The sequence below is a fragment of the Granulibacter bethesdensis genome, from assembly GCF_001889525.1.
GTDB classification, from domain to species: domain Bacteria; phylum Pseudomonadota; class Alphaproteobacteria; order Acetobacterales; family Acetobacteraceae; genus Granulibacter; species Granulibacter bethesdensis_C.
The window spans coordinates 574,139-590,029 of the sequence record NZ_CP018192.1 but is presented as its reverse complement, the minus strand read 5'-3'; the positions used below and the strand labels follow the sequence as shown (position 1 = coordinate 590,029).

11 protein-coding genes are annotated in these 15,891 nt (G+C 57.1%); 8 read left to right on the top strand and 3 right to left on the bottom strand.

What is annotated here, in order from left to right; all coding sequences use genetic code 11:
* Nucleotides 1–127 precede the first annotated feature (127 nt).
* Entirely contained in the window at nucleotides 128–1,585 is a 1,458-nt protein-coding gene (gene rfaE1, locus GbCGDNIH6_RS02690; RefSeq protein WP_072564280.1) for a D-glycero-beta-D-manno-heptose-7-phosphate kinase, read from the top strand.
* A gap of 98 nt (nucleotides 1,586–1,683) precedes the next feature.
* Nucleotides 1,684–1,953 (top strand): hypothetical protein, encoded by a 270-nt coding sequence (locus GbCGDNIH6_RS02685; RefSeq protein WP_072562768.1) that lies wholly within the window; start codon nucleotides 1,684–1,686, stop codon nucleotides 1,951–1,953.
* Between the two features lie 74 nt (nucleotides 1,954–2,027).
* On the opposite strand, the gene GbCGDNIH6_RS02680 is transcribed toward GbCGDNIH6_RS02685, so the two are convergent.
* Nucleotides 2,028–3,563, bottom strand: a complete 1,536-nt coding sequence (locus GbCGDNIH6_RS02680) for a porin (protein ID WP_072562767.1) — start codon at nucleotides 3,561–3,563, stop codon at nucleotides 2,028–2,030.
* A 317-nt stretch (nucleotides 3,564–3,880) separates the two neighbouring features.
* Here GbCGDNIH6_RS02680 and GbCGDNIH6_RS02675 point away from each other — a divergent pair, with 317 nt between their 5' ends.
* The 6 genes from GbCGDNIH6_RS02675 to GbCGDNIH6_RS02650 all read left to right on the top strand — a co-directional run bounded on the left by GbCGDNIH6_RS02675 (nucleotide 3,881) and on the right by GbCGDNIH6_RS02650 (nucleotide 12,403).
* Nucleotides 3,881–5,179, top strand: coding sequence for an O-acetylhomoserine aminocarboxypropyltransferase/cysteine synthase family protein (locus tag GbCGDNIH6_RS02675; protein ID WP_072562766.1), 1,299 nt, complete (start codon nucleotides 3,881–3,883; stop codon nucleotides 5,177–5,179).
* Nucleotides 5,180–5,679: 500 nt separating this feature from the next.
* Entirely contained in the window at nucleotides 5,680–7,626 is a 1,947-nt protein-coding gene (locus GbCGDNIH6_RS02670) for a PrkA family serine protein kinase (RefSeq protein ID WP_072562765.1), read from the top strand.
* Between the two features lie 25 nt (nucleotides 7,627–7,651).
* Nucleotides 7,652–8,953, top strand: a complete 1,302-nt coding sequence (locus GbCGDNIH6_RS02665; RefSeq protein ID WP_072562764.1) for a YeaH/YhbH family protein — start codon at nucleotides 7,652–7,654, stop codon at nucleotides 8,951–8,953.
* Entirely contained in the window at nucleotides 8,950–10,473 is a 1,524-nt protein-coding gene (locus GbCGDNIH6_RS02660; protein WP_072562763.1) for a SpoVR family protein, read from the top strand. The genes GbCGDNIH6_RS02665 and GbCGDNIH6_RS02660 overlap by 4 nt, the downstream gene beginning before the upstream one ends.
* Before the next feature lie 80 nt (nucleotides 10,474–10,553).
* Nucleotides 10,554–11,855, top strand: coding sequence for an ATP-binding protein (locus GbCGDNIH6_RS02655; protein ID WP_072562762.1), 1,302 nt, complete (start codon nucleotides 10,554–10,556; stop codon nucleotides 11,853–11,855).
* On the top strand, nucleotides 11,852–12,403 hold the full coding sequence (locus tag GbCGDNIH6_RS02650; protein WP_072562761.1) for a response regulator transcription factor: 552 nt from the start codon (nucleotides 11,852–11,854) through the stop codon (nucleotides 12,401–12,403). The genes GbCGDNIH6_RS02655 and GbCGDNIH6_RS02650 overlap by 4 nt, the downstream gene beginning before the upstream one ends.
* Nucleotides 12,404–12,412: 9 nt before the next feature.
* On the opposite strand, the gene GbCGDNIH6_RS02645 is transcribed toward GbCGDNIH6_RS02650, so the two are convergent.
* A complete protein-coding gene (locus GbCGDNIH6_RS02645; RefSeq protein WP_232449926.1) occupies nucleotides 12,413–13,165 on the bottom strand; it encodes a S49 family peptidase in 753 nt (250 codons plus the stop codon).
* Nucleotides 13,166–13,224: 59 nt separating this feature from the next.
* Nucleotides 13,225–15,861, bottom strand: coding sequence for an MGH1-like glycoside hydrolase domain-containing protein (locus tag GbCGDNIH6_RS02640; RefSeq protein ID WP_072562759.1), 2,637 nt, complete (start codon nucleotides 15,859–15,861; stop codon nucleotides 13,225–13,227).
* Between the last annotated feature and the right edge of the window lie 30 nt (nucleotides 15,862–15,891).

The window sequence follows — 15,891 nt, the reverse complement described above, 5'->3', positions numbered from 1 at the left end:
CACGCACACTTTTGTGCCTTATGAGAAAGCGGCCCGCTTGATTTTTCAGGCGGGCCGCTTTCTCTTCGTTTTCTCTCTGGCCGGGCCGGCCAGAGAGAAAACGGTTTTTCATACGAGCGGAATTTTTATGGATTTTTCGAGCACGCGCGTCCTTTGTATCGGTGATGTCATGCTGGACAGATTCATGCATGGCAGCGTGGAACGCATCTCCCCGGAAGCGCCTGTGCCGGTTCTGCGTATCACCAGCACCCATTCCATGCTCGGCGGCGCAGGGAATGTGGCCCATAACATTGCAGATCTGGGCGGCACAGCCATTCTGGTCGGGCTGATCGGCCATGATGACACCGCCATCGCACTGAGAACCCATCTGGACCGTGTCCCCGGTATCGTCAATGCACTGGTGGAAAGCCCCCATCGGCCGACCATCTGCAAAACCCGCTTTCTGGCCGCGCAGCAACAGGTGGTTCGCACCGATGATGAAAGCCACCTGCCAACCCAACCCGCAGAAGAAACGCTGCTCCAGACCATGGTCGCCACGCATATCACAGAGTGTGGCGCAGTCATTTTATCGGATTATGGCAAGGGCGTACTGTCGCCTGCCGTGATCAAGCATGCGATCGGACTGGCTCGACAGGCCGGTATTCCGGTTTTCGTCGATCCCAAAAGACTGGATTTTTCGGTTTATGCCGGTGCAACCTGCATCACACCGAACGTCAAGGAGCTGTCCGCCGCCGCCCATCAGCGTGCCGATGACGAGGCGTCCGTTATTGCCGCCGCCCGGATTGTCATGCAGCAGGCCGGGTGCGCATCGATTCTCGCGACACGTTCCGAAAAGGGCATGATGCTGATAGAAGCCCCTTCTGATGGGCGGGATGATATCGCCATTCACACCGTGCCTGCCCGTGCGCGGGAAGTATTCGACGTCTCCGGGGCTGGCGACACCGTGATCGCCACCCTCGCCCTGGCTCATGCAAGCGGCCTCACCCTTGAAAGTGCCATGCGAATCTCCAATGCCGCCGCAGGCGTTGTGGTCAGCAAGGCGGGAACTGCCACGCTCAATGTGGATGAACTGCGTGCAGAACTGGATGAATCCGCCATCTCCAATGGCGGCACCGGCTCTGCCCGTAGCCTTGGTGAAGCGCGGTCTCTGGTCAAGAAATGGAAGCAGCTTGGTCTGACCGTCGGCTTTACCAATGGATGCTTTGATATCCTGCACGCGGGCCATGTCAGCCTGTTGAATGAAGCCCGCACGCGCTGTGACCGGCTTGTCGTCGCTGTCAATACGGATGCAAGCGTTTCGCGCCTCAAGGGACCAACCCGTCCCATTAATGGATTTGAAGATCGCTGTACTGTTTTGGCCGGGCTGAGGAGCGTGGATTGCGTCGTCGGATTTCAGGAAGACACGCCCCTCTCCCTGATCTCCGTTCTGCTTCCTGACCGGCTGTTCAAGGGTGCTGATTATCGCGAGGAAGAGGTGGTCGGCGGCGATGTCGTCCGTGCAGCGGGTGGGAAAGTGGAGTTGATTGATCTGGTACCGGGCCGTTCAACCACTGGAATCGTGAAGAAAATCTCGACCTCACTTTGAATCGCCCCCATTGGCGGGGGAACGCAGCGGGGCCATGATCGTTGAGCCTGATGAAAACCCGGCACCGTCCCGGCCGGATCATCAGGAAGGAATGGCCCATGAAACGCCCTGCCACCCTTGGTACCGCTCTCGTTCTGTGCCTTGGCCTCACTGCCCCCTTGTCAGTGCATGCCGAGGATACGGTCACTGAAAGCAATCACCAACAAATGCATCATAAACATCATAAAGCGCGCCCTGACGCGAAAACCGGCACGTCATCCAACACATCGGATGGTGCCATGGGTACCGGCACAACCAAAGATGACAAAGCTGGTCTTCAAACGAATGTGCCCGGTGCCGTGAAAGAAAAAACGCCCAACGCGCAATAAGACTGACCCAGACATGGAAAAGGGGAGAAGCGTTACCCCTTCTCCCCTTTTTTGTAGATCCGAAGTGCTGTCGATTAGAAGAACAGCATCGTGCCGGCGGTGAAGTTGTTGGAATGCAGGGCGGTATCGCCATGCGACTTCGCCTGCACATAGGCATATTCGCCAACCAGTGTCATCCAGTCGGTCAGGCTGTAATACACGCCACCGATTGCGGCTTCGTTGGTCCGGACCAGATCCGGGTTCACTTCACCCGGAGCCTGGTTCAGATTGCTCTGACCATAGCTGGCGACCAGACGGAGCTTCTTGGTCACACTGTAGGTGCCCTGCACATAGTAGCCTTCAGAGTCACGCTTGCGGCCATTGGCGGCAATCGCGTCGAAGAACAGACCGGTCGTGCCGAGGCCTGACCCACGGTAGTAGTAGCCGACCATACCGAACGGACCATAATTGGCCTTGATACCGCCATCAATTGCGGCAGACAGCACGCTGTCACGCGCATTGGCGCCGACAATGCCCTGCATCTTCTGCTGCGGCTGGACCAGGAAGCTGCTCCATAGACGGCCATTGAGCGCACCGAAGGCATAGTCATATGTGACCTTGCCCTGGAACATCAGCGTATCGCTGGATGTCTTGGTTACACCCGGTTCGCCGCTGAAAGCGTTGGTCACAGAGTAGGGGGACATCGCGCCCACAGTAACCTGCACACCACCGAAAGTCGGGGAGGCATAGCTGATCTGCGGCAGCCAGTCGGCATACACATAACCGATACCGATACGGCCGAGGGCGGTATTGCCGGGCATGGTGTTGCCGCCGGCGGCACCGACACCGAGCAGCGTCGCATCGCTCAAGATCGCATCGGAACCGAAGATGCCCAGATCACGACCAATCTTGACCGTGCCGAACTTCTTGTTGCCTGCCGTTACATAAACCTGGCGGAAATCGATGCCGGCTGTGCTGAGGCCGTAAGCGGAACCGCCACCATTGGCACCGAAGATCGTGCCGGTATTGGAGCTGTTGATGCCCGGGTAAATACCGAACACGGCGGACATATCGATACCGGCCTGAGTGGTGCTGGCCTTGAAGATCAGAGCTGCGGGCAGCAGGCCGTCACGGATAGCAGAGGAGTCGCCATTAGGGGCTGCAAGACCGCCACCGACCTTACCGCTGCCCGTTGCGCCGGCGCTGTAGGTATAATAGCCGTTCACGAAACCGGAGAAGTTGAGGTCGATGTCACCGGCGCGGATGGTGATACCCTTACCCGGCACATAAGGCTTACTGCGGATAATGTTCGCTGCCTGCAGGGAGGACTGGGCAGACTGGGCAGCGGCCTGAGCAGCAGCAGCGCTGGCAGCAGCACTGGCGGCAGCGGCCTGCGCATCAGAACCGGTATCAGTCTGGGCGGCGCGGGTTGTGCGCCCCCGTAGAGCGCGGGAGCCTGTGCCATGCTTGGCCATCAGGGCGCCATACTCGTTCTGGGTCAGGCTCCCCTTGGCACGCAGAATGTTCAGCAGATCGGTGTAATCATCCGCGAAGGCCGGGGTGGCTGCGAAACCAGCGCCAACGGCAATAACAGTGCTCACTTTGAGCCATGTCGAGAACTTTATCGACATTAAAGGACCCCCCAAATTTCGGTTTATTATTATTTCGTGATCCGACCATACCGCTTAGGCATCGTCAAGATTAACAGAAGGTCATTCTGCGGTAATCACATCCCTGTGGCATTTTTGCACAACACATTGTGCTGAAGTGATGTAAGACCGTGACCCAAACCTTGTTTTTTGCTGCACCGCACAAATAAATAACCCGGCCGATGACTTGTGTTGCACCTGCGCAACACAATCTTTTGACCCATGAGGCCATTAAGCATTGCAACGAATAAACCATGATGTATGGTGATATAAAATATTAACCATAAAATGGTGTAAAAATGAACGGAAAAGACGAACCCCTTCATCCGGCTACACTCGCCTTGCATGCGGGCTGGCGCCGTGATCCGGCAACCCGTGCGGTTGCCGTCCCGATCTATCAGACGACATCCTATCAATTCGATGATACCGCCCATGCCGCTGATCTGTTCGGGCTGAGGCAGCTCGGCAATATCTATACGCGCCTCGGCAATCCGACCAATGACGTGCTGGAACAGCGCATTGCCGCATTGGAAGGCGGCGCTGCGGCTCTCGCCGTTGCCTCCGGTCAGGCTGCCTCGGCTTACGCAATCCAGAACCTTGCGAGAGCAGGCGACAATATCGTCAGCTCGACCGATCTTTACGGAGGAACGTGGAATCTGTTTGCCCATACCCTGCGCGATCAGGGTATTGAGGTACGCTTTGTAGACCCCACCGAGCCGGCCGCTTTCGTACGAGCCAGCGACGACCGTACCCGCGCCTGGTATGCGGAAAGCCTGCCCAATCCAAAGCTGGACGTTTTTCCAATTGCAGAGGTGGCCGCACTGGGCCGCCCGCTTGGCATTCCCCTGATCATCGATAATACGGCGGCCCCGCTGCTGATCCGCCCGCTGGAGCATGGAGCAGCCATTGTCGTCTATTCCGCCACCAAATATCTCGGCGGTCACGGCACAAGTATTGGGGGGCTGATCGTCGATGGCGGCCAGTTCGACTGGGCCGCTTATCCAGAGCGCCAACCCGCACTTAACCAGCCTGATCCCAGTTATCACGGAGCGGTGTGGGTGGAGGCAACCAAGGCGCTTGGCCCGGTCGCCTACATCGTCAAAATCCGCACGACCCTGTTGCGCGATCTGGGGGCGGCGATCAGCCCCTTCAATGCGTTTCTGCTGCTACAGGGTGTGGAAACACTGCCTCTGCGGATCGACGCACACAGCCGCAATGCCTCCATTGTCGCAGACTGGCTGGCCAGCAGGAAGGAGGTGATTCGTGTTATCCACCCCAACCATCAGACGGGAGCCGCACGGGCACGGGCTGATAAATATCTGCATGGCGGCAAAGGTGGGCTGGTCGGATTCGAACTGGCAGGCGGTGCGGAAGCAGGGCGTCGCTTCATCGATCGGCTGAAGCTTTTCCTGCATGTCGCCAATATCGGCGATGCAAGGAGTCTGGCTATTCACCCGGCCACGACGACACATTCCCAACTGGATGAAACGGCTCTTGCTGCCACCGGCGTCTCCCCCGGCTATGTGCGCCTGTCGATCGGACTGGAGCATATCGACGATATTCTCCGTGATCTTGATCAGGCTCTGGAGAATGGCTGAGCAAGGCCCGCCACAGACAATCGCCCTTGCCAAAAACCGTGTCCCAAAGACCACAGCGTCGACGTGACACAGTGATTGCAAAAAAATGTGGAATGTCTCCGATTATAGTTGCGAAATGCCTCTACCGGACTGCTAGGCTGTGTTTCAGAAGTTCCATGATGCGGGACGATCCGGCGGTCCATCAGTTCAGGAGTTCGGCGGAGCAGCCCTGACGGGTGCGATCATTCTGCAAGCGCAGAAATCGCTTTTTTCCTCCCCTTCCCCTGCTGCAAGACAGGCCGCGCTCCCACATATGGGATGTTGAAGTACAGCCTGCGCCGTCCGGAACAGAGACATGCGCGATTGTTGCGGACGACGTATGGCGGTTCGGTATCGCCGTGTTCTGCATACCGTTCCCTCCCACAGGGATACGGCTATCAGGCAGGCTGATACCGGACGGACTGCACAGTCCCGCGCGGGAGCGCCAGATTGTCACCCGAAACGTCACGGAGCCGCCCTTCATGAGCTTGCTGGACGATCTGTTTTCCAAATCCAGGAACACTTACGAAACCCGTCGAGAAGTCGACATGTCGCTGAGCGAATATCTGTCGCTCTGCCGGGATCAACCGGATACCTACGCCACCGCCGCCGAACGCATGGTAAAGGCGATTGGCGAGCCGGAAGTGATCGATACGTCCCGGGATGCGCGGTTGGGACGCGTCTTCATGAACCGCACCATCAAGGTCTATCCCAGCTTTGCCGAATTCTACGGCATGGAGGAAACGATCGAGCGGATCGTCAACTTCTTCCGCTATGCCGCTCAGGGTCTGGAAGAACGGAAACAGATACTCTACCTGCTCGGTCCGGTAGGCGGCGGCAAATCATCGCTCGCCGAGAGACTGAAAGCCCTGATGGAGCAGGAGCCGATCTATGTGCTCAAGGCTGGAACGGCGATCAGTCCCGTTTTCGAAAGCCCCCTGGGTCTGTTTGATCCGGAGGCGATGGGACCGCTGCTGGAAGACAAGTTCGCTATCCCTCGCCGCCGTCTGACCGGGCTGCTCAGCCCGTGGGCGCTGAAGCGGCTGGACGAGTTTGACGGCAATATCGACCGGTTCCGGGTTGCCAAGCTCTACCCATCCCGCCTGCGCCAGATCGGTGTTGCGAAAACCGAGCCCGGGGATGAAAATAATCAGGATATTTCCAGCATGGTCGGCAAGGTCGACATTCGCATGCTGGAGCATTTCAGTCAGAACGATCCCGATGCCTACAGCTTCTCCGGCGGCCTGAACCGCGCCACGCAAGGGATGCTGGAATTCGTCGAGATGTTCAAGGCGCCGATCAAGATGCTCCATCCGCTGTTGACCGCCACACAGGAGGGCAATTACGTCGGCACGGAAAATATCGGCGCCATCCCGTTTCAGGGTGTGATCCTGGCCCATTCCAATGAAAGCGAATGGCAGAGCTTTCGTAACAACAAGAATAATGAAGCTTTTATCGACCGGATCTGCGTGATCAAGGTTCCCTACTGCCTGCGCGTCACAGAAGAGGAAAAAATTTACGACAAGCTTATCCGAAACAGTGATCTGGCCAGTTCCCCCTGTGCACCCGGCACGCTGGAAATGCTGGCACGCTGCGCGGTGCTGTCACGTCTGACGCCGCCCGCTTCCGGCAGCCTGTTTTCAAAACTACGTGTCTATGACGGAGAGAGTCTGAAAGAAACGGACCCCCATGCCAAATCGGTGCAGGAATATCGCGATGCTGCCGGGCTGGATGAGGGTATGGATGGGATTTCCACCCGCTTCGCCTTCAAGGTGCTGTCCGCTACTTTCAACCATGATACGCAGGAGGTCGCGGCCGATCCTGTGCATCTGATGTATGTGCTGGAACAGTCGATCCGGCGTGAGCAACTGGCCCAGGACACTGAAAAACGCTATCTGGAATTCATTAAGGCCGAACTGGCCCCACGCTATGCCGAATTCATCGGTCATGAGGTGCAGAAAGCCTATCTGGAAAGCTACAACGATTACGGTCAGAACCTGTTCGACCGGTATGTCGATTACGCCGATGCCTGGATCGAACATCAGGATTTCAAAGACCCTGATACCGGCCAGATGATGGATCGTGAACTGCTTAATCAGGAACTGACTAAAATCGAGAAACCTGCCGGGATCGCCAATCCCAAGGATTTCCGCAACGAAGTCGTCAAGTTTTCCCTGCGTGCCCGTGCCAATCATGGAGGCCGCAATCCGTCTTGGACCAGCTATGAAAAAATCCGGGAGGTCATTGAACGGCGGATGTTCAGTCAGGTGGAAGATCTTCTGCCCGTGATCTCTTTTGGCTCCAAAAAAGAAGCAGAGACAGAAAAGAAACATACAGAGTTCGTCCAGCGCATGATGAGCCGCGGCTATACAGAGCGGCAGGTCCGGCGCCTGGTGGAATGGTATATGCGCACGAAGCAGGCGGGCTGAGACGCCCGCCGATCGGAGGCAGGATTTGAATATTGTTGATCGCAGGCTGAACCCACGCGGTAAAAGCCTGGCCAACCGTCAGCGTTTTATCCGCAAGGCAAGGCGACAGATCATGGAGGCGGTCCGCGATGCCGCCGCCCGTCAGGGTATCCGGGAAACCGGTGTCGGCGAAGGGATCCGGATCAATACCGATGCCCTGCGCGAGCCGACCCTGCACCATGCATCCGGCACCGGAAACCGTACCCATGTGCTGCCCGGCAACAAGGAGTTCGTGGAAGGTGATCAGATCCGCCGGCAAGGCGGCGGAGGCCGTGGAAAAGGCCGGGAGGGGGCACCTGATGGGGAGGGAGAGGACGCCTTCACCTTTGCCCTGTCACAGGAGGAATTCCTCGATCTTTTTCTGGAAGATCTGGAACTGCCTGATCTGCTGCGCCGTCAGTTGCGTTCGGCAGAGGAAGCCACACCCCGCCGGGCGGGATATGCGAGCAGCGGATCGGCCACCAATGTCAATCTGGTCCGCACCATGCGCAACAGCCTCTCTCGCCGCATTGCGCTGGGCCGCCCCCGCCTTGAGGACACCGAGGCAGAGGAACGCGAACTGGAAAATCTGCTCGAAAACGGTACCGATCTGGAGCGCCAGGCAGAATTACGGCACAAGATAGAACAGGCGCGTTCCCGCGGACGACGTATCCCGTTCATCGATCCGATCGATATTCGCTACAACCGCTATCAGAGCGTGCCACGCCCGGCTGCCAGCGCCGTGATGTTCTGCCTGATGGATGTCTCAGGCTCCATGACCGAACATATGAAAGATCTGGCCAAGCGGTTCTACAAGCTGCTCTATCTTTTCCTTAGCCGCCGCTACAAACATGTCGATATCGTCTTCATCCGGCATACCCATGTCGCGAAGGAAGTAGATGAGGAGACTTTCTTCACCAGCACCGAATCAGGGGGCACCGTCGTTTCCACCGCCCTGGAAAAAATGCTGGCCATCATCAAGGACCGATACGCAAAGGAGGACTGGAATATTTATGCCGCGCAGGCATCGGATGGCGACAATTTGCCTTCCGACAACGCCCATGCCTGCGCCCTTTTAACGCGAGAGATTCTGCCGCAATGCCAGTATTTCGCCTATCTTGAGGTGGGTGCCGAAAACATAGCCGGGGGGGACACTGAGTTATGGCGCGCCTACAAAACCGTGGCTGAATCAGGACAGCGGCTGGCCATGCGCCACGTCAGCCATCGCGGGCAGATTTATCCGGTGTTCAGGCAACTTTTTACCCGTGACAAAGCCACACGCGACAGCATCGGCGAGGTGGAGGCATGAACGCTCCCGAACCCGGCATCGCCTCCGGCCGTGACTGGAGCTTTGATCAGCTTCAGCGCAGCTATGACAAGATCGAAAAGATTGCTCTGCATGAAATGGGTCTGAACGTCTATCCGAACCAGATCGAGGTGATTACCTCTGAACAGATGCTTGATGCCTACAGCTCCATCGGCCTGCCGCTGATGTATCGGCACTGGTCTTTTGGCAAGCGTTTTGCACGGGACGAAACATTATACCGCAACGGCCAGCAGGGGCTGGCCTATGAAATCGTCATTAATTCCGATCCCTGCATTGTTTATATCATGGAGGAAAACTCCATGGCGATGCAGGCGCTGGTCATGGCGCATGCCGCGTTCGGGCACAACCATTTCTTCAAAAACAATGCGCTGTTCCGGCAATGGACCGATGCGGGCGGCATTCTCGATTATATGGATTTTGCAAAAAGCTATATCAGCCGCTGCGAAGAACGCTATGGCGAGGAAGAGGTCGAACGGCTGCTGGATGCCGCCCATGCCCTTATGACGCAGGGCGTCAGCCGCTATCCACGACGCAATCTTCCGACCCTGCAGGATGAGGCCAGGAGGGAAGCGGAACGCCGTGCCGAGGCAGAGCGTACCTTCAACGATCTCTGGCGCACTCTGCCCAGTCGCTCCGGCGCAGCGTCAGGATTGAGCGAGCGGGCGGCAAGACAATCTCTTCTGGGACTACCAGAGGAAAACATCCTTTATTTTCTTGAGAAGAAAGCACCGCTGCTGAAAGACTGGCAGCGGGAGATACTGCGGATCGTGCGTCATGTCGCGCAGTATTTTTATCCGCAGAAACAAACGCGCCTGATGAATGAGGGCTGTGCTACCTGGACCCATTACAGCATCATGAACCGGCTGCATGAACAGGGCTTTTTGCAGGAAGGCGCGTTTCTGGAATTTCTGCATTCCCACACCAGCGTCGTATTTCAACCTGATTTCGATGATCGCCGCTATTCCGGCATCAATCCTTATGCGCTCGGCTTTGCCATGATGGAGGATATTGTCCGTATATGCGAAAATCCCGATGAAGAAGATCGTGCATGGTTCCCGGATATTGCCGGAAACAAGGCAGGTCTGGAAACCCTGAAAGAGGCATGGGAAAATTATCGGGATGAAAGTTTTATCAGACAATTCCTCAGTCCGCGCCTGATCCGTAAGCTCAAGCTGTTTGCACTGCATGACGATAGCCGATCCGACCTGCTGGTCCGATCCATCCATAACGAACGTGGATATCGCAGCATTCGCAGCACCCTGGCTGATCAGTTCGATACGGTGCGGATGGAGCCGGAACTGGAAGTCGTGGATGTCGATCTCGTCGGTGACCGCCGTCTGATCCTGCAACATCGCGTGCATAACGGCATCCTGCTGGAGAGTGGGGATGCGACCCTCGTGCTTCAGAGGCTGGCGCATTTGTGGGGTTACGAAGTCAGGCTGGAGGAGATAGATGCCGTCACCAATGCCGTGCTGCAGGCCCACGAGGCTGGAAGCCGCTGACATGTTCAGCCGACGGTGATATTGCCCTGTCCCTGCTTTAGCCGGGATAATGCGCACTTTGCAGACCGACAGGACAACGCGTGAACAGCGGCCATTTTGCGGATACCACCAACAGACGCAACTTCCTGCTGCTGATCCAGCTGCGTTGGCTGGCCATTATCGGACAAATTGTGACGATTGTCTTTGTGCATCGCCTGCTCGGTATTACTTTACCGGCACGGGCGATGAGCGTAGTGCTGATCTGCCTGCTGCTGCTCAATATCACCGATCTGATACGCTACCGGTCTCAGAAAATCTTTACCAGCACAGAGATTTTCTTTGCTCTTCTGCTGGATGTCTCGGCCCTGACCGTACAGCTTTATCTCAGTGGCGGCACCGATAATCCGTTTATCTCGCTGTACCTGCTTCAGGTCATTCTCGGCACCGTCTTGCTGGATGCATGGTTCGCCTGGGCGTTAGTGGCCGTGACCAGCCTCTGCTTCATCTTTCTGACAATGCGGGCCATTCCGTTTCATCTGTCCGGCTCCGGAGATGTCCTGCCCTTTCACCTACGCAGTCAAGGGATGTATATTGGCTTCGTTCTGGCAGCCTGCCTGCAGGTTTTCTTCGTTTCCCGCATTCAACGAAACCTGAAGCAGCGTGACGCCTATCTGGCGGAATTACGACAGCAGAATGCCGAAGAAGCCCATATCGTCCGCATGGGCCTTCTCGCCTCCGGCGCGGCGCATGAGCTGGGCACGCCGCTTTCCACCCTCTCCGTCATTCTGAATGACTGGCAGCATATGCCCCGCCTGCATGACGATGCAGAACTTGCCGACGACATTATCGAGATGCAGGCTCAGGTAAACCGCTGCAAATCCATCGTGTCCGATATTCTGGTCTCCTCCGGCGATGCGCGCGGCGAGGGCACGCTACGCACTACAGCCTCAGCCTTTCTGACAGACACGATCGAGGAATGGCGTGAAGCATGTTCCCCTTCCCGGCTGGATGTGCGTATCAGCATCAACCCTGATCCCGCCATTGTCTCTGACATCGCGCTGAAACAGGTGTTGTTCAACCTGCTCGATAACGCCCTGGAAGCGTCGCCGGGCTGGATCGGCGTCACCGCCAGAAAACAGGATAACACCCTTAGCATTGTCGTGCAGGATGAGGGGCCGGGCTTTACCGACACGATCCTTGCTGATTTCGGCAAGCCTTATCACAGCACAAAGGGAAAGCAGGGCAGTGGTGTCGGGCTGTTTCTGGTGGTCAATGTCATCCGCAAGCTGGGTGGCACCGTGCATGCCACCAATCGGAAAGGCGGAGGAGCCTCCATCACCGTGCAGCTTCCCCTGGCGGCCATGGTGATAGAGAATGAGGCCGACGGAGAGTACAGACCATGAACACTGAACCGACCGATCCTGACCCCACCCTGCTGATTATTGAGGACGATGCAACCTTTGCCAAAACGCTTCGGCGTTCTTTCGAACGGCGGGGCTACCGCGTCTTCCATTCAGAAACTCAGGACGGAATCGACCTGGCGCTGGAGGGGAACACGCCTTCTTACGCGGTGGTCGATCTGAAGCTGGGCAGTGGCTCCGGTCTTGAATGCGTCCGGATCCTGCATGAACGCGTCCCCGAGATGCGTATCGTCGTGCTGACCGGCTTCGCCAGCATCGCCACCGCCGTCGAGGCCATCAAGCTGGGTGCCTGCCACTACCTGCCCAAGCCAGCCAATACGGATGACATCATCACCGCCTTCGAACGGGAAGAAGGCGGTGATTCCTCCGTTCCGGTCAGTGCCCGTCCCACCTCCATCAAGACACTGGAATGGGAGCGTATTCACGAAATGCTGGCAGAGACGGACTTCAATATTTCCGAAACCGCCCGCCGGCTGGGCATGCATCGCCGCACACTGGCGCGGAAGCTGGAAAAGCGGCGCGTCACCTGATCAGACAGCTCAGCGTAAGTCCAACCGCCTTTCCTCCATCGCATCCAACAAGGCACCTGCGGTCAGCGAAGGCAGGCGGGACAGCAGCCCACGCCGGAGGCGGGGACGGAACAGCTTCGGCTGTGCCCCCTTCCCGCCCCCCAGTTGCTCCACCAGAGCTGTCAAATCGGTCAAGCCATCAATCAGACCAAGCGTCATTGCCTGACGACCCAGCATGTAACCGCCATCGAAAATGGCGCTCTCATCACTGGTCAGACGGGTGCCCCGACGCTGCCTGACCCAATCCTTGAACGAGGCATGGATATCCTCCATCAAACCGGCGATGAAGGCCACATCCTCAGGCTTTTCCGGCAGAAATGGATCACCCCGGCGCTTGTTCTGCCCCGCCGTATACAGGCGGCGATCGATACCCAGCCGCTCGATCAGCCGGTTCAGCCCAAAGCCGCCGCCCACCACGCCGATCGAGCCGACAATGCTCATTGGGCCGGCCATGATCTCATCCGCCGCACAGGCCAGCCAGTAGCCGCCTGAGGCTCCGACCTCCTGAATGACGGCATAGACCCGGAAGGATTTCTCCTCCGCCTCACGTCGGATCAGGGAAGCAATCTGATCGGACTGTACCGGTGAGCCACCGGGACTGTCGATAGAGAGGATCAGCGCACCACGCTTCTCAGCCAGTGCTGCCGCCTTGCGGATAGCGGGTTCGACCGTCTCGAAAGACAGTGGTCCGCGCCGGGACAGAATACCTTTCAGCTCCAGCACCGGAATGGATCTACCACGCAAAGATTGCAGGCATTTTCTCAAGATTTTCAAACACATTGTCATACACCGGTTTCTTCAGGCGTGTGGTGGAACATGTCGATCAGCAAGGCCACCATCCCGGTCCATCCCGTCTGATGCGAGGCCCCCAACCCGCGTCCGCTATCGCCATGGAAATATTCATGGAACAGCATCCTCCCTTTCATCCCGGGATCATCATGCAACAGGGTGCTGTCCCCCAAAGCCGGAATTCGACCGTTTTCCCCCGGAAGGAACAACGTCATCAGGCGATGCGATAACTCATCAGCCAGCTCTTTCAAAGATGCTGTGCTATCACTGCCAGGGGGATACTGCACCCGGAAATCATCGCTATAGTAACGGTGGAATTCACGCAGCGCCTCGATCAGCAGCACATTGACCGGCATCCAGACCGGACCGCGCCAGTTGGAATTACCTCCGAACAGGCCGGTATCGCTTTCTCCCGGTGTATAGTGCAACGAAACGCTATGATCATGGTAGGAGAAAACATACGGATGATCACGGTGATAACGTGACAGACCACGTATCCCGTGCGGAGACAGGAACTCCTCCTCATCCAGCATCCGCGCCAGCAGCTTCTTGATCCGGTGCCCGCGTAACAACGACAGCAGGGCCGAGCGTCCACCACCCGGCTCCTCCCAACGTGACACCAGCTTTGCGAGATCAGGTCGGTTTTGCAGAAGCCAGTGTGTTCTGGCACGAAAATCCGGTAGATGCTCGACGGTTCCTGATTCCCATGTCGCCACCGCCAGCAGCGGAATCAGCCCGACCAGGGAGCGGATGCGCAGCGGCATCCGCTGCCCGTCGGGCAGCACCAGAACGTCGTAGAAAAACTGGTCCTGCTCATCCCACAAACCATTTTCCTGTGAGGCAGCCCGGGCGATCAACAAGAAATGTTCGAAATATTTCCCCGCCAGATCTTCATAAACCGGATCTTCAACCGCCAGCTCCATGGCGATCCGCATCAGGTTCAGCGCATAGGAGGCCATCCACGCCGTCCCGTCGGACTGGCTCATATGTCCGCCGGTCGGCAACGGTTTGGAGCGGTCGAAAATACCGATATTGTCCAGCCCCAGAAAGCCACCCTGAAAGATATTGCGTCCGTCCGCATCCTTGTGATTGACCCACCAGGTGAAATTCATCGTCAGGCGCAGAAACATACGCTCCAGAAACTGGCGGTCTCCGCACCCGCAACGTTCCTGCTCCATCCGGTACACCCGCCATGTGGCCCAGGCATGCAAAGGCGGATTGGCATCGCTGAACTCCCACTCATACGCCGGCATCATGGCATTGGGATGGCTGAACCAGTCCTGTACCAGCAGCAGAAGCTGCTTCTTGGCAAAATCGGGATCGATCAGCGCGAAGGTCACGCAATGACAAGCCAGATCCCATGATGCAAACCACGGATATTCCCATTTATCCGGCATGGAGATCACATCGCAAGCATTGAAATGCTGCCAGTCCGCATTCCTTTCCAGCATCCTGGAGGGAGGTGGCTTGATCTGTCCCGGGTCGCCATTCAGCCAGGCATGGACATCATAATAATAAAGCTGCTTGGTCCACAGCATTCCGGCGAATGCCTGACGTTGGATGCGTTTCAGGCTTGGATCAGAAATATTCTTTTGTACAGCTGCATAAAATTTATCACACTCATCCTGACGGCGTGACATGACCGCATCATGATCGGCAAAAGGATCAACCACCTGCGTATGAACTGAAAAACGCAGACGGATCGAGCATTGCTCACCGGGAGCCAGACGGCGCTTCACCCAGGCGGCACAGCGCGTGCCGGTTTGTGCGGGATTAACGGCTGACGCATTCCCGGCGACCACGGCTTGATTAATGGCATTCTTGCAGTAGGGACGGGTGGGTTGTCCGAATAAAGCAGGGTCTGTCTCATTCTCACAGAACAACAGCGCTGCATCTTCGGCATCCACATCCCAGCGCATGGTCGGCATGTAAGGATGTTCGGCGGAAACGCTGCGGGGGCCGATGACCGTCAGGAATGGCTTCTCCGCATCCGGTTTCCAGCTCCATATGTTGCGTGCCCACAGCATTGGCAGGAGATGGATATCCTCTGCTTCCGGGCCACGATTGAGCACAGTGATCCGGCAAAGAATATCGTCCGCATCTCCTTTGGCATACACAACGTCAATGTCAAAGTAGCGGCTCTCTGCAAAGATGCCGGTATCTTCAATCTCATACTCGGTATCATTCAGGCCGCGTGCCGCGTTGACCCGACGCAACGCCTCATATGGGAAAGCCGCATGTGGGTATTTGTATTCCATCCGCATGAAGGCATGGCTTGGCAGGCCGTCGGTGTGGAAATAGATTTCCTTTACATCCTCGCCGTGATTGCCCTCAGCATTATTCAGGCCAAACAGGCGTTCTTTCAAAAACGGATCACGCCCGTTCCACAATCCAAGCCCGAGGCACCAGTACAACCGATCATCGCCAAACCCTGCCAGCCCATCCTCGCCCCAGCGATAGGCCCGCGCACCGGCATGGTCGAACGGGAAATAATCCCAGGCATCTCCATGCGCGCTGTAATCCTCCCGCACCGTGCCCCATTGCCTGTCACTGAGATAAGGCCCCCAACGCCGCCAAGGCTGTGGTGCGGACAGCCTTCGCCCTTCAGCAGTCTGGTCAGTAGCCTGCATGAAATGCTCCTGTGCGGGTCAGAAATGATC

Coding starts and splice junctions, on each gene's coding strand:
- GbCGDNIH6_RS02680 (WP_072562767.1), bottom strand. CDS start 3,563: ATGTCGATAAAGTTCTCGACATGGCTCAAAGTGAGCACTGTTATTGCC.
- GbCGDNIH6_RS02650 (WP_072562761.1), top strand. CDS start 11,852: ATGAACACTGAACCGACCGATCCTGACCCCACCCTGCTGATTATTGAG.
- GbCGDNIH6_RS02660 (WP_072562763.1), top strand. CDS start 8,950: ATGAACGCTCCCGAACCCGGCATCGCCTCCGGCCGTGACTGGAGCTTT.
- GbCGDNIH6_RS02675 (WP_072562766.1), top strand. CDS start 3,881: ATGAACGGAAAAGACGAACCCCTTCATCCGGCTACACTCGCCTTGCAT.
- rfaE1 (WP_072564280.1), top strand. CDS start 128: ATGGATTTTTCGAGCACGCGCGTCCTTTGTATCGGTGATGTCATGCTG.
- GbCGDNIH6_RS02670 (WP_072562765.1), top strand. CDS start 5,680: ATGAGCTTGCTGGACGATCTGTTTTCCAAATCCAGGAACACTTACGAA.
- GbCGDNIH6_RS02640 (WP_072562759.1), bottom strand. CDS start 15,861: ATGCAGGCTACTGACCAGACTGCTGAAGGGCGAAGGCTGTCCGCACCA.
- GbCGDNIH6_RS02685 (WP_072562768.1), top strand. CDS start 1,684: ATGAAACGCCCTGCCACCCTTGGTACCGCTCTCGTTCTGTGCCTTGGC.